Annotated in this window: 17 protein-coding genes and 1 pseudogene; 13 read left to right on the forward strand and 5 right to left on the reverse strand. The window is 65.5% G+C overall.

Features of this window, described 5'->3' with window-relative positions:
* Positions 1-841: pseudogene (locus tag AC5Y46_RS22815) on the forward strand (hypothetical protein); the annotation flags it as partial.
* Between the two features lie 324 nt (positions 842-1,165).
* Here AC5Y46_RS22815 and AC5Y46_RS22820 read toward each other — a convergent pair.
* Positions 1,166-1,525 (reverse strand): Rv2640c family ArsR-like transcriptional regulator, encoded by a 360-nt coding sequence (locus tag AC5Y46_RS22820; protein WP_499943689.1) that lies wholly within the window; start codon positions 1,523-1,525, stop codon positions 1,166-1,168.
* Positions 1,526-1,628: 103 nt separating this feature from the next.
* On the opposite strand from AC5Y46_RS22820, the gene AC5Y46_RS22825 reads away from it, so the two are divergent.
* From AC5Y46_RS22825 to AC5Y46_RS22840, 4 genes are all read left to right on the forward strand, one after another.
* Positions 1,629-2,027 carry an ArsI/CadI family heavy metal resistance metalloenzyme gene (locus AC5Y46_RS22825; protein ID WP_499943690.1) on the forward strand — a complete coding sequence of 133 codons (399 nt, stop codon included), beginning with the start codon at positions 1,629-1,631 and terminating at the stop codon, positions 2,025-2,027.
* Between the two features lie 96 nt (positions 2,028-2,123).
* Positions 2,124-2,651, forward strand: a complete 528-nt coding sequence (locus AC5Y46_RS22830) for a DUF488 domain-containing protein (protein ID WP_499943691.1) — start codon at positions 2,124-2,126, stop codon at positions 2,649-2,651.
* 536 nt (positions 2,652-3,187) lie between these two features.
* Positions 3,188-3,904, forward strand: a complete 717-nt coding sequence (locus AC5Y46_RS22835) for a hypothetical protein (protein ID WP_499943693.1) — start codon at positions 3,188-3,190, stop codon at positions 3,902-3,904.
* 118 nt (positions 3,905-4,022) lie between these two features.
* Positions 4,023-5,492 carry a DUF2786 domain-containing protein gene (locus AC5Y46_RS22840; protein ID WP_499943695.1) on the forward strand — a complete coding sequence of 490 codons (1,470 nt, stop codon included), beginning with the start codon at positions 4,023-4,025 and terminating at the stop codon, positions 5,490-5,492.
* 154 nt (positions 5,493-5,646) lie between these two features.
* Here AC5Y46_RS22840 and AC5Y46_RS22845 read toward each other — a convergent pair whose 3' ends face one another.
* Together AC5Y46_RS22845 and AC5Y46_RS22850 are read right to left on the reverse strand one after the other, a co-directional pair.
* A complete protein-coding gene (locus AC5Y46_RS22845) occupies positions 5,647-7,602 on the reverse strand; it encodes an aconitate hydratase (protein WP_499943696.1) in 1,956 nt (651 codons plus the stop codon).
* 190 nt (positions 7,603-7,792) lie between these two features.
* Positions 7,793-8,818 carry a fused (3R)-hydroxyacyl-ACP dehydratase subunits HadA/HadB gene (locus tag AC5Y46_RS22850; protein WP_499943697.1) on the reverse strand — a complete coding sequence of 342 codons (1,026 nt, stop codon included), beginning with the start codon at positions 8,816-8,818 and terminating at the stop codon, positions 7,793-7,795.
* Positions 8,819-8,991: 173 nt separating this feature from the next.
* On the opposite strand from AC5Y46_RS22850, the gene AC5Y46_RS22855 reads away from it, so the two are divergent.
* Together AC5Y46_RS22855 and AC5Y46_RS22860 are read left to right on the forward strand one after the other, a co-directional pair.
* Positions 8,992-9,663, forward strand: coding sequence for an HD domain-containing protein (locus AC5Y46_RS22855; RefSeq protein WP_499943698.1), 672 nt, complete (start codon positions 8,992-8,994; stop codon positions 9,661-9,663).
* Between the two features lie 85 nt (positions 9,664-9,748).
* Entirely contained in the window at positions 9,749-10,564 is an 816-nt protein-coding gene (locus AC5Y46_RS22860; RefSeq protein ID WP_499943699.1) for an SDR family oxidoreductase, read from the forward strand.
* Positions 10,565-10,571: 7 nt separating this feature from the next.
* Here the strand turns inward: AC5Y46_RS22860 and AC5Y46_RS22865 are convergent, their stop codons facing one another.
* A complete protein-coding gene (locus tag AC5Y46_RS22865; protein ID WP_499943700.1) occupies positions 10,572-11,492 on the reverse strand; it encodes an SDR family NAD(P)-dependent oxidoreductase in 921 nt (306 codons plus the stop codon).
* A 94-nt stretch (positions 11,493-11,586) separates the two neighbouring features.
* Here AC5Y46_RS22865 and AC5Y46_RS22870 point away from each other — a divergent pair, with 94 nt between their 5' ends.
* Both AC5Y46_RS22870 and AC5Y46_RS22875 read left to right on the forward strand, forming a co-directional pair.
* The gene (locus AC5Y46_RS22870) at positions 11,587-11,925 is read left to right on the forward strand and encodes an ArsR/SmtB family transcription factor (protein ID WP_499943701.1); all 339 of its coding nucleotides are present in this window, start codon (positions 11,587-11,589) and stop codon (positions 11,923-11,925) included.
* Positions 11,926-11,928: 3 nt separating this feature from the next.
* A complete protein-coding gene (locus AC5Y46_RS22875) occupies positions 11,929-12,414 on the forward strand; it encodes an SRPBCC family protein (protein WP_499943702.1) in 486 nt (161 codons plus the stop codon).
* Position 12,415: 1 nt separating this feature from the next.
* Here AC5Y46_RS22875 and AC5Y46_RS22880 read toward each other — a convergent pair whose 3' ends face one another.
* Positions 12,416-14,077: a catalase gene (locus AC5Y46_RS22880; RefSeq protein WP_499943703.1), complete on the reverse strand. Its 1,662-nt coding sequence runs from the start codon at positions 14,075-14,077 to the stop codon at positions 12,416-12,418.
* A 219-nt stretch (positions 14,078-14,296) separates the two neighbouring features.
* On the opposite strand from AC5Y46_RS22880, the gene AC5Y46_RS22885 reads away from it, so the two are divergent.
* From AC5Y46_RS22885 to AC5Y46_RS22900, 4 genes are read left to right on the forward strand one after another with little or no spacing between them, the layout of a single operon-like run.
* Positions 14,297-15,301, forward strand: coding sequence for a glycoside hydrolase family 6 protein (locus AC5Y46_RS22885; protein WP_499943704.1), 1,005 nt, complete (start codon positions 14,297-14,299; stop codon positions 15,299-15,301).
* A 7-nt stretch (positions 15,302-15,308) separates the two neighbouring features.
* A complete protein-coding gene (locus AC5Y46_RS22890; RefSeq protein WP_499943705.1) occupies positions 15,309-16,493 on the forward strand; it encodes a cytochrome P450 in 1,185 nt (394 codons plus the stop codon).
* The gene (locus AC5Y46_RS22895) at positions 16,490-17,038 is read left to right on the forward strand and encodes a TetR/AcrR family transcriptional regulator (protein ID WP_499943706.1); all 549 of its coding nucleotides are present in this window, start codon (positions 16,490-16,492) and stop codon (positions 17,036-17,038) included. The genes AC5Y46_RS22890 and AC5Y46_RS22895 overlap by 4 nt, the downstream gene beginning before the upstream one ends.
* The gene (locus tag AC5Y46_RS22900; protein ID WP_499993227.1) at positions 17,035-17,769 is read left to right on the forward strand and encodes an SDR family NAD(P)-dependent oxidoreductase; all 735 of its coding nucleotides are present in this window, start codon (positions 17,035-17,037) and stop codon (positions 17,767-17,769) included. The genes AC5Y46_RS22895 and AC5Y46_RS22900 overlap by 4 nt, the downstream gene beginning before the upstream one ends.
* The last annotated feature ends 27 nt before the right edge of the window (positions 17,770-17,796 follow it).

Here is a 17,796-nt window from a genome sequence, read left to right on the forward strand (position 1 = left end):
TGCGGGCCGCGGTGGTGACGGCGGGGCCGGCGGCCACGCCGGTGGCGGGCCCTTCGCCCCGGCCGGCACCGACGGCGCCGGCGGCAACGGCGGTAACGGCGGTAACGGCGGTAACGGCGGCGTAGCAAGCGACGGCGACCGGGGTGGAGACGGTGGCAATGGCGGACGGGCTGGGCTCGGCGGCGCGGGTAGCACTGGCGGAGACGGCGGCAAGGGAGGCGCCGGTGGAGCCGGCGCCAATGGGGCTACGACTTCGTTTGGCAACGGCGGCGGCGGCGGCTGGGGAGGTCAAGGCGCCGACGGCGGCGACGGAGGCGCAGGAACGGTGCGCAACGGGAACGGCGGCGCGGGCGGCGACGGCGGCGAAGCCGGGAGCGGCGGGGACAGTAGTGGCTTTCCCTTCACCGACGGCGGCGCGGGTGGGATCGGCGGCTCCGGCGGCAATGGGGGCACCGGGGCATCGGGCGGTGACGGCGGCCGTGGCGGTGACGGCCGCCCCGGCGGCGGCGTTTTGGACGCGGGTGGTTCGGCCGGCGACGGCGGTCACGGTGGCTTCGGCGGCAACGGCGGTAATGGCACTTCCGGCAGGGGTGGATTCGGCGGTGATGGCGGTGTTGGGGGCGGAGGCGGCGATGGCTATGACTCGGACTTTCCGTTCTTAGACGCAAGCGGCAGCGGCGCCAACGGGGGCAACGGTGGCGCCGGCGGCTCCAGCTCCAACGGTGCAGTCACCGTCCCCGGCAACCCCGGGACTGCGGGCGGACCTGGGGAACCCCCGGACCACGGTCCTGGTGCAGGAGGCGACGGAGGCGAGGGGGGAGACCCCGGTCAGCTTCCGTAACGACGAGGCCAATGCACAAATCCGACGATCTGTTTCGGGCAAGAACCCAAAGGCCCAGTGACGCGCCGACCAGTCTTCGCGTTCTTCGCCTCCGTCGTCAGCATTGGTAAATTCGGCGGCGCCACCGACACCGTGCACCACTCTTCGCCCTAGGGATTATCACCAGCCTGGTCGTCAGGAGACCCCCAGGAACTGCCCCACTCACCCGCCCAACGGGCGCGATGCTATCCCTGCCCGGCAGGTCACGACGTGTTTTGCCATCACAAACATTCCGCAGCAGACCACACCGCCCAACTCCCAGCCGAGAACCTTTCGAGAGGCTCTCTACCGGCAGCAGTTCGGATCCAGGGCGGTGCATAGAGCTTGCAGCGCTTCGGGACGCACCCGATGAAACATGTTCATGCCACGACGATCCGAGGTCACCAACCCGGCTTTGCGCAGCTGGGTCAGATGGTGACTGACCGTCGATTCACTCAAATCCAGGCTGGCTGCTAATTCGCCGGAAATCTTTTCTCCCACCGGGGAACTGAACAGATACGACACGATCTTCACTCGCACCGGATCGGCCAGCGCCTTGAGCCGCAACGCCACCTGCAACGCATCGGCATCACTAATCGGGCCCGACGCGACCGGCGCACAACACACCGGTGAGGTCATATCGATCACCGGCAACGCTTTCGGCATCACACCATCCTGTCACTCTGTCTTGACATATATCAAAAAGGTAGACACAGTCGAACGGATCAGCAAGTTCGATATATGTCTCACAACTTAGAGGGTGGCTCCGATGTCTCGTGTTCAGCTCGCACTCAACGTCGATGACCTCGACGCGGCAATCACGTTCTACTCCAAGCTGTTCAACGCCGAGCCCGCCAAGATCAAACCGGGGTACGCCAACTTCGCGATCGCCGACCCGCCACTGAAGCTGGTCCTGTTGGAGAACCCCGGCCAGGGCGGCGCCCTGAATCACCTCGGGGTCGAGGTCGAGTCCAGTGACGTCGTGCACACCGAGATCGCCCGGCTAACCGACGTCGGCATGTTCACCGAGGAAGAGTTCGGCACCACCTGCTGCTTCGCCACCCAGGACAAGGTCTGGGTCACCGGGCCTGGCGCGGAGAAGTGGGAGATCTACACCGTGCTCGCCGACTCCGACACCTTCGGCATCAGCTCCCAACACCGTCGATAATCCGTTGGCGGGCTGCTACGGCACGGCGATCGCCGTCGCCCCGGGGGAAATGCTCGATGCGTTCGGATCGCCTACGACCGCAGGGAAGGTTTCAAGATGGCCCCTCGTGTCTGGACGATCGGTCATTCAACACGCGCGTTCGAGGACGTAATCGCCATGTTGCGCGGCACCGCGATCACCGTTCTGGTCGATGTGCGCTCCTACCCGGCGTCACGGAAGTTTCCGCAGTGGAACAAAGCGGCGATAATCGAGGAGATGCCGGCCGACATTGGCTACCGATGGATTCAGAAACTGGGTGGCCGGCGTCATACCCCGGCTGGTGTCGAAAGCCCGAACGGTGCGTGGCGAGTCAAGGCGTTCCGTGACTACGCCGATTACATGCAAACCACCGAGTTCGCCGATGGACTGGGCGAGCTGCTCGAGCTCAGCGACCAGCAACGTCCGGCGATCATGTGCAGCGAGGCGGTTCCTTGGCGCTGTCACCGCAGGCTGATCACCGATGCGCTGATCGTCGCTGGAGCCGAGGTCCGCCACATTATGTCCGCAACGACCACAACCCGAGCGACGTTGAGCGACTTCGCCCATGTCGATGACGGCCACCTCACCTACCCGCCCGCTGGCTGAGGACTAGGTGAGCATCGTCGATGATGTCCGGAAGACGTCCAAACCCTTCCTTTTGGCTCCGCACGGCCTACGGAGACATCGGCAATAGGGTCGGGGTCGGCCCCCTTCAGGTCGGCCGCGCAATGAGTCTGCTCGACGACACTGTGCCGTGGTGGCGTGTCGAAATCCGACCGGCCTGGTCGTGAAATCCAATCTGCGCGAACAGTTCTCGTTCGCCTTCTCCGACCAGCAAACCAATCGACGCAGCGCGCACATTCGGACCACTGTGGGGCACTTGTCATGTGACGCAGGACGTCTCGTGCCGTTGCCGTTGGAAGTGCGATACGAGCAACATGTAGCGATCTCCCGCGATTCAACGGGCGCGAGGCAGTGCGCAACAACCCGTCCAGCAGTATCTGTAGATGCAGCCAAAAATGACATTTTGCAGTCGATTTGGCGCTCCGGCGTGGATGAATGGCGGAGGCGTCGACGGACCACTGTCAGCCGTGCTGGTCCCGTCGCCCCCGAAGACGACACCCGCGCCATACACTTGTCGGGTGAACCTCAGCAAACTCATCGCCGGCGTAGCGATGGCCCCGGCGCGGGCCGGTGTCGCGGTGGCCGACGCCGGACTCGCCACTGCGACCATCGCGCTCGGGGCTGTGAAGCAATCCTTGGGCGGGGAAGCCCCGAAGACAGCAGACTCGATTACCGACGTATTTCCGCTGCGGGGCGCGATCGTGGGCGCCAATCGAGTTGCCGAATTCACCGAAAGCGACAGGGCGATGGGGCGCGCTCTGGCCCGCGGCGGGCCGGCGGACAAGCTGATGCGTGCGGGCGGAGTTGTCGACCTGTTGACCGCACCCGGCGGACTTCTCGATCGGGTATCCGTCGAAGGTAGCGCCCTGGAGCGGATCCTGGAGCCCGGTGGGCTCGCAGATCGGCTGCTCGCCAAGGACGGGCCGGTCGAGCGGATATTCGCAGAGGACGGCGTTATCGAGCGGATGTTCGCACAGGACGGTGTCATCGACAAGCTGCTGGCAAAGGATGGACCGCTCGAACAATTCACCGAAGCCGCTGAAATCCTGAGCCGGCTGGCGCCCGCGGTGGAGAGGTTGACACCCACGGCTGACACCCTGGAGTCTGCTGTCGACACCCTCAACAGGATGATCAACTCACTCAGTGGCATCGCAGACCGGATTCCGCGGCGACGGTCGCCGCGGTCGACGGTGCCCTCGAATCGAAATCTGGACCAAAACGCCGTCGAGGAGTGAGCCGATCGGCTCACTGGCTCACCACCGCTGAAGGTGAAGTTCGCGGGTGACCCGCCATCCGCTCTAGCCGACGGCGCTGCAACCGAAAGTTGTCACACCCCGTGGGCAGACTCCAAGCATGAGTCGACGCAACCGTGAGAAGCGGGCAGCCAAGCAGAAGAACCGGCGTCGGGGCGCAGCCGGACGAGAACGCGCTGGCTTTTCCCCGGGTCCGGACCGGGTGCTACTCCTTCAACGCCTCGTCTTGGCCTTGAGCCAGGCCGCTTCGTGTCCTGATGACCACGCGGCACGGCACGCCGCTGACATTCTCGCCGAGTACGGGACGTCCGAAAGTGACCTCGACATTGCGGCCGAGCTCGCCGTGCAAGAGGCGATCAGAGCGGCCTGGGAGCACGGCTGGTTGCCCTCGGACCTGCACGAGATCGCCCGACGCAAGTTGCAGTCAGCCGACGCCCGCTACCTCGACGAGGCCATCGTCGTTGAGTCCCAGCGGTACGCGGTCGCGACACTGCACCCGAAATGGCGGTCGGACCTCGCCGATATTGCAACCGTCGTCGGTCCCGTAGCGCAGGTACCGCAGATGGGGCGCTGGGCAACGGCGAACGGCGTCGACCGCCATGCAGCTTTGACCGCCGTCCTGGCAGTGTTGACTCTGCTCGGGAGACTTCCTGCCCTCGCGGTTCTGTTGCCGCCACCCGGTGCCTACAGACACATCCCATCGACAGTGAGCAACGTCGACGAGAAGACGCTCGCCAAGGTGCGCGCTTTGCTGGCCAAGGCCGAGGCCACGGGATTCCCCGACGAAGCGGAAGCCCTCTCAGCCAAGGCGCAAGAACTGATGAGCAGGCACTCGCTACATGAAGCGATCGCCGATCACGACCGTGGCCGGGCGCCGGTGGCGGGTGCTCGACGGATCTGGATCGAGAATCCCTACGCCGCTGCCAAGGCGGTGCTGGTGCACGCAGTATGCCAAGCCAACCGCTGTCGCGCAGTGTGGGTGGAGAATCTCGGACTGGCCACCGTCGTCGGTTCCGACACCGACCTCAACCTGGTCGAGCTACTCACCACATCGCTGTTGGTGCAAGCCAACCGAGCCATGCTCGCTGCTGGACGACGCAGCGGCGCCGACGGTCAGACCCGAACCCGGTCGTTTCGGCATTCGTTCCTCGTCGCCTACGCCCAGCGCATCGGCGAACGGCTCGACAGCACCAGCGCATCGGTCACCGAAGAGATCAAACAAGATCGTCGGCTGCTCCCCGTTCTGGCGGCCACCAGCCAAAAGGTCGAGGAGTTCACCGCCCGTCTGTTCCCATCGACGAGGCCGCATCCGGTGGCAGCGTCCAACGGCGCCGGCTGGGGCGCCGGGCGCGCGGCGGCGGATATGGCATTTGCTCGACGTGCGCGAATCGATAGCGGGCTAGCCAAACTAAGGCATGTCCGACAACGGCGTCGGTGTCGCTGGGGTTTCCTGGCCACTGGCCAGGCGAGGCTCGAGCGCACCTTCGCGGAACGAGGTCGCGCCGGGGAACGGTGTTCTGGGTCTAACCTTGACTTCACCGGCAGAGCACCGTTTCCTGCGGCAGCGTAAGACGTTTGGCTGCGTCACGATTTCGGTGTCGGATTTGATTGTGACGCAGCGGCTTTCGGCGTGAGGCCACGACGCGAAATCCCGCCAAGGCTGCCCCGGCAAAGCCCAGTGTTCACACCCAAAGCCAAGGGTTCGTCCGAATGCTCCAGCGGGGTCAGTCGTCTTCCTTCGTCAACTGCGGGATAAGTCCGCCGGCCAGGATGTATTCGACTTGTCGCGGCGAAAGCCGGTGACACACTTCAATTGTCGTGTCCTGCGTGACGTTCTTGACGGTAATGCGATCGGATCTGTCCAGCGCCTCGCGAAGGTCACTGAACGCCAAGGTGTCGTCCTGCTCGATGCTGTCGTAGTCGTCAGGATGGGCGAACTCCAACGCCAATACCCCGAAGTTGGCGAGGTTCTGCCAGTGGATGCGGGCGTACGACTTCGCGATGACGACCCGCAACCCGAGGTGGCGCAGCGCGATGGCCGCGTGCTCGCGCGAGGAACCCTGACCGTAGTTGTCGCCGCCGACGATGACGTGGCCGGTTTCCTCGGTCTCCTGGGCGCGGTCGGGGTAGGACTCGTCGACCTGGGTGAAGGCGAACGTCGCGAGCTTCGGGATGTTCGACCGAAACGGCAGTGCGCGGGCGCCAGCGGGAGAAATTTCGTCGGTGGAAATGTTGTCACCGACCTTCAACAGCACCGGGGCCTCGAATTCGTCGGGAATTGGCTCCAGGTCGGGCAGCCCAGAAATGTTGGGCCCCTTGACCGGATCGACCTCCGCCGCCTCGTCAGGGTCCAACGGCGGCACCAGCATCGCGGTGTTGACGCTGCTGTTCTCCGGGAGATTCAACGTCGGGTACTCCACGTCTTCGTCGCGAGCCCAGTCCCGCGGGTCGGTGATCACTCCGGTCAGCGCCGAAGCGGCGGCTGTCTCGGGCGAGCACAGCCACACTTTGTCTTCCTTGGTGCCCGACCGGCCCGGGAAATTGCGTGGCATGGTGCGCAGCGAGTTGTGTCCGGTCGCCGGCGCCTGACCCATTCCGATGCAGCCCATGCACCCCGCCTGGTGAATGCGGGCACCGGCCATCACCAGGGAGGTCGTCGCACCCATGGACATCAGGTCGGCCAGAATCTGGCGCGAGGTCGGGTTGATGTCGAAGCTGACCTCGGGTGAGGTCTGACGACCGTCGACCATCGCCGCGGCGATCGCGAAGTCACGAAGGCCGGGGTTGGCACTCGACCCGATCACCACCTGGCCGATCGGCTCGCCCGCTACTTCCCGTACCGGTACCACGTTGCCGGGCGACGATGGTTTGGCGATCAAGGGTTCGAGTTCGGAAAGATCGATGGTCTCGTCGACGTCGTAGTCCGCGCCGTCGTCCGCCAGTAGCTCGACCCAGTCATCCTCGCGGCCCTCGGCGCGCAGGAAGTCCCGGATGGCGTCGTCGCTGGGAAACACCGACGTGGTGGCGCCGAGTTCGGCACCCATATTGGCGATGACGTGTCGGTCCATCGCGGTAACACTGGCCAATCCCGGCCCGTAGTACTCGATGATGCGGTTCACCCCACCCTTGACGTCATGGCGGCGCAACATCTCCAGGATCACGTCTTTGGCCGAACACCATTGCGGCAGTTCGCCTTCCAGCCGCACGCCCCACACTTCGGGCATGCGTAGATGCAGCGGCTTGCCCGCGATGGCGACGGCCACCTCCAAACCGCCGACCCCGATCGCCAGCATGCCGAGCGAGCCCGCCGCCGGCGTGTGCGAATCCGAGCCGACCATCGTCTTGCCGGGAATGCCGAAGCGCTGCATGTGCGTCGGGTGCGACACCCCGTTGCCCGCCTTGGAGAACCACAAGCCGAAATGCTGCGCGGCGGTACGCAAGTACTCGTGGTCCTCGGCGTTCTTCTCGTCGGTCTGCAGCAAGTTGTGGTCGACGTATTGCACGCTGACCTCGGTTTGGGCGCGGTCCAGGTCGAGCGCTTCCAGTTCCTGCATCACCAGCGTGCCCGTCGCGTCCTCGGTCAGCGTCTGGTCGATCCGGATGGCGATCTCCTCACCCGGTTTCAGCTCACCTGAGACCAGATGCGAATCGATCAATTTCTCGGTCACGTTGGCCGTCATCGTTGGACTTTCTCTGCGATGCTGGGCACCCTGTCCGTGCCGCCATCAATGCAGTGCGTAACCCGGTTTGGCCCGCGCGAAACTTGCCGACAGCTGCATCGGAAACCCGGATTGTCGCATTCAGTCCGCGCGCGAACCCGATATTGTTGTGCCTAAGAACATTTGCGTCAGCAGACGCGCTACCGCCGGGTCAGCGGAAGCGCACGTCCAGCGTCGCCAACCCGAAGATCTTCCGCCCGCCCGATTTCGCGCCGACGATGACGACACCGGTGCGGGTTTCCGGGTTCAACGACTTGACCCGGCCGCTGAATTCGATGTCGGCGCCCTCGATGGCCGACACGATCGCGGGCGCCGACAGCCGCACCGCGTACCGGGTGACCGCTCCCGGGTCACCCGACCACGCTGAGGCGAATCCGGCACCCAGACCCATGGTCAGCATCCCGTGCGCGATCACGTCGGGCAGCCCGGCCAGCCTGGCGAGGTTCTCGTCCCAGTGGATCGGGTTGGCGTCACCGGCGACGCCGGAATAGTTCACCACGTCCCCGCGGGACAGATGGGCGGTCTGTAAGGGCAGCTCGTCGCCCACCTGCAGATCATCGAAGGACGGCGTCCCGGGGGTGCGGTCGCCTCCGTCGGCAATCCGGATCTCGCCGTCGGGACGCACGGTCTTCCGGTAGGACGCGTCGTCAGCCTCGTTCACCATCACCTTGACGTCGTGCATCATCGCGTTCTGCACGGCGGCCTTGACGGCGGGATCGACCTCCTCGGTCGTGACACCGACGACGGTGGTGTGCAGGGTGTGGACCCGCTCGCCGGAGAGGTCGGTGAAGGTGTTGGTCACCGTGATCAGTTCTCGGCCGGCGACTTTGCGCACGGCCGTCAGTTCGACATCGACGACGAGTTCGTCGCCGGCCACGATGGGGCGGTGCTGCTCGAAGACCTCTTCGGTCTGCACATAGGTGTCGTAGCCGACGACGACGGATTCGAACATGCGCCGGTTACAGGCCATGCCCGGCACCGACGTGAACGTCAGCGGGGCCACCAGGTCCGGATATCCCAACTCGGCGGCGGCAGCGACGTCCCAGTGTGCAGGGTGATAGTCCTGCACGGCACGGGCGTACTCGCGTACCTTCTCCCGGCCGACCAGGTAGGTGTTGTCCATCTGGTAGAAGTGGCCGACCCGTGATTCGATCGCCGACGCTTCTGCTGTGGTCATCAAATTCAACTTTTCTCTGAGGCAGACCCCAGCACACTAACGCGGGCACCTACCAGGCAGTGCACGGTGACACCCTTTGCCGCCCGCCGACCCGGTAAGTCTGTCCAGATCCCGGCGGATTCTGGCAATGAACCCACTGGTACAGATCCGTGCAGGTTCGGCACGGTGATCTGATGAGCGACTTCAACACTGGCCAGCTCGTCCAGTGGGCATTCCCGGACACGGAAATCTGTTCGGCCGCAATGGCCTTACTGCACGACGTCTCACCGCCGTATCTAGCCAATCATTGCGTGCGCAGCTACCTGTTCGCGCGAGAATTGGCCGCCGCTGACGGCGGCGCAGGTTACGACGAGGAACTGCTCTTCCTCGCCTGCATCCTGCACGACCTCGGTGTGACCGCCTACGGCGCGGGTGATCAGCGTTTCGAGGTCGAGGGAGCCGATGCCGCCGTGCGTTTCCTCCGCGAGCACGCGCTGCCCGACGACCGATTGGACACCGTGTGGCAAGCGATCGCGCTGCACACCAGTGTCGGTCTGGCGCATCGCTTCGGCCCCGTCCAGTCCTCCGCGCACCGCGGAATCTCGCTGGATATCGACGGCAGGGAAAGGCACCGTCTCTCAACCGGTTTCACCGATCGGGTGCTGGCCGGATGGCCCCGCCTCGATCTGGGTTATGCGATCGCCCGGGCCATCGCCGAGGACGTTCGGGCCAATCCGGGGAAAGCGCCCCCGTTCTCGTTCCCCGCGCACCTGCACGAGTCGATCAACAACGGACCGCGGATCGACTTTACCGATGTGGTGGCGGACTCAGGTTGGGCCGACCGAGCCGTCGCGAATACCGTCTGACGAAATTCTTCTTCGGCGGTGCGCGAACGGGGTATATAGAGCTATCCGATCGCTTCGCGCACGACGCCGTAGAGGAGCTCAGCAGATGGAGTCCGTAAAGGGAACCAACGTTCTGGTCACCGGGGCCGCGATGGGCCTCGGCAAACTCTTTGCCACCAATGCCGTCAAGGAAAGCGCCGCTTCGGTGGTCCTCTGGGACGCCAACGAGGCGGCGCTCAAAGAGACCGCGACCGAATTGGAAGCGGCCGGGGGCAAGGTCCACTACGACACCGTCGACGTCACCTCGCAGGATCGGGTGGCCGAGGCTGCCGAACGGGTCCGTACCGACGTCGGCGCGATCCATGTGCTGTTCAACAACGCGGGCATCGTGCGCGGCAACGGCTACTTCTGGGAGAACGAACCACGCGACTTCACGCTGACCATGGAAGTCAACTCCATCGGCCCCATGCGGGTGCTGCGGGAGTTCCTGCCGGCGATGATCGAGTCCAACATCCAATGTCGTGTCGTCAACATCGCATCGTCGGCGGGTCTGAACGCCATCCCCCGGATGGCCGCGTACTCGGCCTCCAAGTGGGCGGCGATCGGCTTCTCCGACTCGGTACGGCTCGAGCTGGAACAGGCCGGCCACGACCAGGTGAAGGTCACCACTGTCTGCCCGACCTACATCAACACCGGCATGTTCGACGGCGCGAAGGGCATCCTGTTCACGCCGATGCTCGAGCAGGAAGACGTCGTCGACCGCACCTGGGCCGCGATGCTCGCCGGTGACCCGTTCGTCGTGATGCCGTGGACGTCGAAGATGAACAAGGTCCTGACCGCGGTGCTGCCGATCCGGCTGCGGGACCTCTACCTACGCCGCGTCGGCGTCTACAACTCGATGGACGAATTCTCCGGGCACTAGCGGCTCGTCAGTCGCTGCTGTCCTCGCGCTTCATCCGGTCGCGAATCCCGCCGCCGACCGTGGTGCCTTCGGCCATCGGTTCGTGGATGGAACCGGAGTTGCGCGGCACCGGGTCGGCCTTCTCGATCTCCGACTTGGCGGTCTTGCCGGACATCCGCTCGGTGAGGCCCGGGAAGAGTTCGTGAGAGATGTTGGCGGCGTGCGCTTTCACCCCGACGGGTTGTTGTTCCTTCGGATCGGTGCAGGCTTTCACGATGGCTTCGACGACGATCTTCGGGTCGTCCATCGCCGCCATCCGCGGTGCGTGGCCGGTGTAGTTCGCCGCGTGCGTCCACCACGGTGTGTCCACCGCCCACGGCATGATGGTGGCGACCTTGATGTCGGTGTCACCGTTGAGTCGCAATTCCTCGGTCAACGAACGTCCGAGGCTCAGCACCGCCGCCTTGGTGGCGGCGTACGTGTTTTGGTAGGCCAACGGAACTTCGCTGTCCACCGAACCGATGTTGATCAAGGTGCCCTTGCCCTGTGCGCGAAACTGAAGCAACGCGGCGTGGGTCCCATAGATCAGACCCTTGAGGTTCACGTCGACGAGGCGGGCGTGGTCTTCGATGGGGATGTCCCAGAACAATCCGAGCGCCCCGACGCCGACGTTGTTGATCCAGACGTCGAAGCCACCGAACCGTTCCAGCGTCACAGCGGCGAGTTTGGCTATGTCACCGGCTTCGCTGACGTCGGTCGGAACCGCGACGGCCGTCCCACCGGCCGCCTCGATCTCGGCGGCGAGCTCGTCGAGGACATGCTGACGGCGTGCTGCCACAACGACTTTCGCGCCCCGCCGGGCCAGCTCCAAAGCCGTGCCGCGACCGAAACCACTGGACGCCCCGGTGATCACCACGGTGCTGCCTGCGACAGAAGGAGATTCGCTCATCCGTCCCGCATACCCACAACAGGCGGGTCTATGCCGGACTACAGAAGGGCGAGGGGTTGACAACATACAACCGATTGGTTGTATGTTTGGACTCGTGACCGTGGACATCGAGGACAGGGCTGACGCCTTGTTCCACGCGCTCGCCGACCGGACCCGGCGCGACATCATGCGCCGGGTACTGACCGGGGAGCACTCGGTTTCTGCGCTCGCGGTGAATTACGAGATGAGCTTCGCCGCGGTCCAAAAACACGTCGCCGTGCTGGAGAGGGCCGGCCTGCTCACCAAGCGACGCACCGGTCGCGAGCAGCTGGCCAGCGGTGACGTGACAGCGGTGCGGTCGGTGGCCTCGATGCTCACCGAGCTGGAACAGATCTGGCGGCATCGCGTCGCGAGTATCGACGAACTCATCTCATCGGACCCGAAGGAGGACTGAACCATGCCCGTGACCGACGTCCAACAAGACCTCGACAACTTGACCCTGACCATCACCGCCGACTTCGCGGCCCCGGTGCAGCGGATCTGGCAGATCTACGCCGACCCGCGTCAACTGGAGAAAGTGTGGGGGCCGCCGACCTATCCGGCGACTGTGGTCGATCACGACCTCACGCCCGGTGGTCGCGTCACGTATTACATGACCGGGCCGGAGGGCGACAAGCACGCCGGGTACTGGGAGGTCACGGCGGTCGACGAGCCGACCAGCTTCTCCTTCGTCGACGGCTTCGCCGACTCGGACCTCAACCCCAACCCCGAGCTGCCGGTCTCCCGCAACGTCTACACCTTCACCGAGCACAACGGCGGCACCCGCGCGGTATTCGTCAGCACGTACGCATCCGCCGAGGCGCTTCAGCAGGTGCTGGACATGGGCGTGGTCGAGGGCGCGTCGGCGGCGATCAACCAGATCGACGACCTGCTCGCCGCCTGACCTAGGACTGTGCCGCGGCGACGTGCTTGTTGGGCACGCAGTGCGTCATCGTCAGCCCTGCGACGTCGCGCGGTCCGTTCTTGCCGAGGTTGGCCCGACGCTGCTCTTCGTCCTCCGACAGCGTCTGGGACCTCAACGGCTCCAGATGCCGCACGTCGTCCGGGGTGATGCCCAGCCCCTCGCCGACCCGGGTGCCGAGCTCGTCGTCGCACATCAGGAAGTGCCAGACCATGCGCTCCTGGACCTCGCGCACCGCCTCGGAGATGCCGTCGACCAGGTTGAGCACCAGGTCGTCCTTCTCCCACTGCTCCATCAGCTGATAACGCTGTCCGGCCTGGGTGTAGTCGTCGGTCCGCGGAATCCGCTTCTTGGTCAACCGCCCGCGGATCTCGGGACCGACCTCGTCCGGTAGGGGGCTGGTGGCCTCCCGCAGGCCGCCGGTGATGGACGGCTCGTAGTTGACGTGCGGATTGGCGCCGTTGTTGTCGACGCCGTACTGCATCTGTCCGCCCTGCTGATTGGTCGCCACCTTGGCGTGCTTGGGCTGGTTCACCGGCAGTTGCAGATAGTTCGCACCCACCCGGTAACGCTGGGTGTCGGAATAGGAGAACGTCCGCCCGACCAGCATCTTGTCGTCGGAAAACTCCAGCCCGTCGACCAGCACCCCGGTGCCGAAAGCGGACTGTTCGTTTTCGTTGAAGAAGTTGGAGACATTGCGGTTGAGCACCATCGTGCCGACCAGCTTCGGTGGGAATTCGTTCTCGGGCCACACTTTGGTGTCGTCGAGCGGGTCGAAGTCCAACTCGGGGTGGTCGTCATCGCTCATGATCTGCACGAGCAGCTGCCATTCCGGGAAGTCGCCGTTCTCGATGGCCTCGTAGAGATCTCGGCTGGCGTGGCCGAGGTCCTGGCCCTGGATGGCCGCGGCGTCCGCCTCGGTCAGACTCTGCACGCCGATCTTGGGCATCCAGTGGTACTTCACCAGGCGCGACTCCCCGTCAGCGTTGACCCACCGGTAGGTGTTGACGCCGAAGCCCTGCATGGTGCGGTAGTTGGCCGGGATGCCGCGGGGAGAGAACAGGTTGACCAGCATGTGCATCGACTCCGGGGTCTGGGACATGAAGTCGAAGATGCGGGCGGGCTCCTGTCGGAAGGTGACCGGATCCGGCTTGAGCGCATGGATGACGTCGGGGAACTTCACCGCGTCGCGGATGAAGAAGACGCCGAGGTTGTTGCCCACCAGATCCCAGTTGCCGTCTTCGGTGTAGAACTTGACCGCGAACCCGCGGGGGTCGCGCGCCGCCTCCGACGAGTCGCGGCCCCCGATGACGGTGGAGAACCGGATGGCCAGGTCGGTGCGCTTGCCCGGTTCGGCGAATAGCTTGGCCCTGGTGTAGTTCGCGATCGGCTCGTCGCCCCACTTTCCGGTCGCTTCGAAGTAGCCGTAGGCGACGAAGCCTCGAGCGTGCACCACCCGCTCCGGTATGCGTTCGCGGTCGAAGTGGCTGATCTTCTCCAGGTAGTGGTAATTCTCCAGGGTGGCCGGCCCGCGGGCACCGATGGTGCGCTGGTTCTGATTGTCGTAGATCGGGTGGCCTTGCCGGTCGGTGAGGATGTCCCGGGTGTCGTCGGGATCGGGCGGCAAAGCGGCAACGTCGGTCATGCGCTACTCCTGGTTGTTCGCGGCTCGGCACGGCTTACCCCTGGCTGTCGTGCTGAAACTCAGAACATCGCCAGGCGGTTCGCGCGGGCTCCGTGCCACCCAACCTACGCCGACCCGCGCCGCGATGGTCGTACCCGACCTCGGCGATGTGAGGGGCACGGCTGCTAGAACCTCGATTCGCTGGCGATTATCACGGTTCGGCACTATTTTGCTTTCGTGATGTTCTCAGCTGCTGGTGCAGTCGCGCGATCGATCGTCCCTTGCCTGGCCGTGGCGGCCGTTGCCGCGGGAGCTTTCACGGCTACCCCGAGCGGTTCCGCCCCAGCGATGCGTCTGGTCGACGCGGGCAACCCGTTGGCCGGGCAGCCCTTCTATGTCGACCCGGGTTCGGCGGCGATGAACGCCGCGCGCGGGGCCAATCCACCCAGCGCCCAGCTGACCGCCATCGCCAACACCCCCCAGTCGTACTGGCTCGACCAGGCGTTTCCGGCCGGCTCCGTCGGCGGCCGGGTCGCCAGTTACGTCGGTGCGGCGCAGGCCGCCGGGAGCATGCCGATCATCACCCTGTACGGAATCCCGCACCGCGACTGCGGCAGCTACGCCTCCGGCGGCTTCTCCTCGGGAGCGGACTACAGCGCGTGGATCGACTCGATCTCCTCTGGCCTCGGCGCCTCGCCGGTGGCGATCATCGTCGAACCCGACGCGCTCGCCATGGCGGACTGCCTGTCCGGTGACCAGCGCCAAGAGCGCTACAACCTGGTCCGTTACGCCGTCGACACGCTGACCCGTGATCCGAACGCCGCCGTGTACGTCGACGGCGGGCACTCGCGCTGGGTGAGCGCGGAGGAAATGGCCAACCGGCTCAACGCCGCGGGCGTCGGCCACGCGCGCGGCTTCAGCCTGAACGTGTCCAACTTCTTCACCACCGATGAAGAAACCGGCTACGGCGAAGCCATTTCCGGGATGACGGGCGGCGCGCACTACGTGATCGACACCGGACGCAACGGTGCCGGACCCGCACCCGACTCCGCGCTGAGCTGGTGCAACCCCAGTGGCCGGGCGCTGGGCACCCCGCCCACCACGGCCACCGCCGGCGGGCACGCCGATGCTTATCTCTGGATCAAGCGGCCGGGAGAGTCCGACGGATCCTGCAACGGCGGGCCGTCGGCCGGACGTTTCGTGAGTTCCTACGCCATCGAGCTGGGTCAAAACGCCGGCCAGTAAGCAGACAGTGTTGACACCGCCCGACGTCGACCTCACCGACGGGCGGTTCTATTCGAGCGGCGAGGCGCACGCGGCCTACCGCTGGATGCGCACCCACCGGCCGGTCTTCCGGGATCGCAACGGGCTCGCCGCCGCCGCCAGCTACCGGGCTGTGATCGATGCGGAACGAGATCCGGGCCTGTTCTCCAATGCCGGCGGCATCCGGCCCGCCACTCCGCCGCTGCTGCACATGATCGACATGGACGACCCCGCCCATTTGCTGCGACGCAAACTCGTCAACACCGGCTTCACCCGCAAACGTGTTGCTGCACATGCAGATTCGATTCGTTCGCTGTGTGAGGCGCTGGTCGACGCGGTCTGCGAACGAGGTGAGTGCGATTTCGTGGCCGACATCGCCGCGCCGCTGCCGATGGCGGTGATCGGCGACATGCTCGGTGTACTGCCCGAGGAGCGCGACATGTTCCTGGCGTGGTCCGACGACATGGTCGTCGCGCTGAGCTCCACGGCTTCCCCCGAACTGCTGACACGATCGATGGCGTCCCTGGGCGCCTACAACCAGCACATGCAGGACCTGATCGGGCAGCGCCGCAGAAATCCCGGCGACGATTTGGTCAGTGTTCTGGTGGCAGCCGAGATCGATGGGCGCCGGCTGTCCGACGACGAGATCACCGCTGAGACCCTGCTCATTCTCATCGGGGGTGACGAGACCACCCGGCACACCCTGTCCGGTGGGGTCGCCGCCCTGATCCAGCGGCCCGAGCAGTGGGCGGCGCTGCGTGCCGAGCCGGATCTGCTCGGCTCGGCGATCGAGGAGATGCTGCGCTGGACGTCACCGGTGAAGAACATGTGCCGAACCTTGACCGCCGACAACGTCTTTCACGGCACCGATCTTCATGCCGGGGAGAAGATCATGCTGCTGTTCGAGTCGGCCAACTTCGACGAGGCGGTGTTCACCGATTCCGAGGAGTTCGACATCCGCCGAAACCCCAACAACCACTTGGCATTCGGCTTCGGGACCCACTTCTGTCTGGGTAACCAGCTCGCCCGGCTGGAACTGTCCACCATGGTGGGCACGGTGTTGCGGCGGATGCCGGACTTGACCCTGGCCGACGGCGCCGAGCTGCCGCTGCGCCCGGCCAACTTCGTCAGCGGCCTGGAATCGATGCCGGTCGTCTTCTCGCCGACTGCGTGAATCACGCCTCACTCGTCGCCGAGCACGGTGCGGCGGGCGTCACGATGGAAGCTGTCGCCGCGGCCGCCGGCACCAGCAAGCCGGTGCTCTACCGCCGCTGGCCGGACGGTCGGGCGCTGGTGCGCGACACCCTGCTGCGCATCGCCGTCACCGCGATCCCGCACGAGGACACCGGCAGTTACCGGCAGGACATGCTGGCGATCCTGCGCGGGTGGGCACAGCTGTTCACCGGTCCGCGTGCCGGCGTCATCCGGGCCGCGATCGGTGCGACGACACACGATGCCGAACTCGCCGAGGCCTTCCGCACCGACGTGATCGGCTGGCGCAAGAAGGAGATGAGCGAGCTGTTGGCCCGCGGGATCGCCCGCGGCGACGTGCGCGCCGACGTGCCCGTCGAGATTGCCCGCGAGCTCGGTCAGAGCGTGCTGTGGCACCGTCTGCTGGTGACCGGGGACCCGATCGACGACGAGTTGATCGTCCGCCTCGTCGACGATGTGCTGGTTCCGTTCGTCTCACCGCAAGCTACGTCGAAAGGCAATTCATGACATCGTTCGAAAACAAGATCGTGTTGGTGACCGGCGCGTCGTCCGGGTTGGGTGCGGAAACGGCGCGGCTCTTCTCCCGGCGCGGCGCAAAGGTTTTCGGCATTGCGCGTGACGAAGACCGGCTCAGCGAGGTGTTCGCCGACGCAGGCGCGTACGCCGTCGTCGACGTGACCGAACCGCAGGCCTGCCGCGGGGCCGTCGAACAATGCGTCGCGGAATTCGGCGGACTCGACGTGCTGGTCAACGTCGCCGGCCGGCACCAGATGCGCCGCACCGAGTCGATGAGCGACGACGACTGGGCCCAAGACCTCGCGGTCAACCTGAACGGCCCGTTCTACCTGTGCCGGGCCGCGCTGCCACACCTGCTGGCCCGCGGCGGCAATATCGTCAACGTGGCCTCCATAGCCGGCGTCGAAGGCCAGGCCTATTCCGCCGGTTACTGCTCGGCCAAACACGGATTGATCGGTCTGACCCGGGCGCTGGCCGTCGAGTACACCGCGGATCGGTTGCGCGTCAACGCCGTATGCCCCGGCGGCATGATGACCCCGCAGATCGAGCGATTCAGTGCGCCCGAGGACCCGAACTACGACCTGATCATGCGTTCGGCCGCGCCCCGCGGGATGATGCAGCCCGATGACGTCGCCCGCGTGATCGCCTTCCTCGCCAGCGACGACGCCGCGGCCGTCCACGGCGCGGTCTATCGAGTCGACAACGGCAAGGGTGCCGGCTGATCCGCGAGCTGGGCTAGACTCGCGCCG

Source organism: Mycobacterium sp. NGS59 (assembly GCF_059812345.1).

What these genes read in the sequence shown, in the direction of transcription:
- AC5Y46_RS22820 (WP_499943689.1), bottom strand. Translation starts at nt 1,525, where the DNA reads ATGCCGAAAGCGTTGCCGGTGATCGATATGACCTCACCGGTGTGTTGT.
- AC5Y46_RS22825 (WP_499943690.1), top strand. Translation starts at nt 1,629, where the DNA reads ATGTCTCGTGTTCAGCTCGCACTCAACGTCGATGACCTCGACGCGGCA.
- AC5Y46_RS22830 (WP_499943691.1), top strand. Translation starts at nt 2,124, where the DNA reads ATGGCCCCTCGTGTCTGGACGATCGGTCATTCAACACGCGCGTTCGAG.
- AC5Y46_RS22840 (WP_499943695.1), top strand. Translation starts at nt 4,023, where the DNA reads ATGAGTCGACGCAACCGTGAGAAGCGGGCAGCCAAGCAGAAGAACCGG.
- AC5Y46_RS22845 (WP_499943696.1), bottom strand. Translation starts at nt 7,602, where the DNA reads ATGACGGCCAACGTGACCGAGAAATTGATCGATTCGCATCTGGTCTCA.
- AC5Y46_RS22850 (WP_499943697.1), bottom strand. Translation starts at nt 8,818, where the DNA reads ATGACCACAGCAGAAGCGTCGGCGATCGAATCACGGGTCGGCCACTTC.
- AC5Y46_RS22855 (WP_499943698.1), top strand. Translation starts at nt 8,992, where the DNA reads ATGAGCGACTTCAACACTGGCCAGCTCGTCCAGTGGGCATTCCCGGAC.
- AC5Y46_RS22860 (WP_499943699.1), top strand. Translation starts at nt 9,749, where the DNA reads ATGGAGTCCGTAAAGGGAACCAACGTTCTGGTCACCGGGGCCGCGATG.
- AC5Y46_RS22865 (WP_499943700.1), bottom strand. Translation starts at nt 11,492, where the DNA reads ATGAGCGAATCTCCTTCTGTCGCAGGCAGCACCGTGGTGATCACCGGG.
- AC5Y46_RS22875 (WP_499943702.1), top strand. Translation starts at nt 11,929, where the DNA reads ATGCCCGTGACCGACGTCCAACAAGACCTCGACAACTTGACCCTGACC.
- AC5Y46_RS22880 (WP_499943703.1), bottom strand. Translation starts at nt 14,077, where the DNA reads ATGACCGACGTTGCCGCTTTGCCGCCCGATCCCGACGACACCCGGGAC.
- AC5Y46_RS22885 (WP_499943704.1), top strand. Translation starts at nt 14,297, where the DNA reads ATGTTCTCAGCTGCTGGTGCAGTCGCGCGATCGATCGTCCCTTGCCTG.
- AC5Y46_RS22900 (WP_499993227.1), top strand. Translation starts at nt 17,035, where the DNA reads ATGACATCGTTCGAAAACAAGATCGTGTTGGTGACCGGCGCGTCGTCC.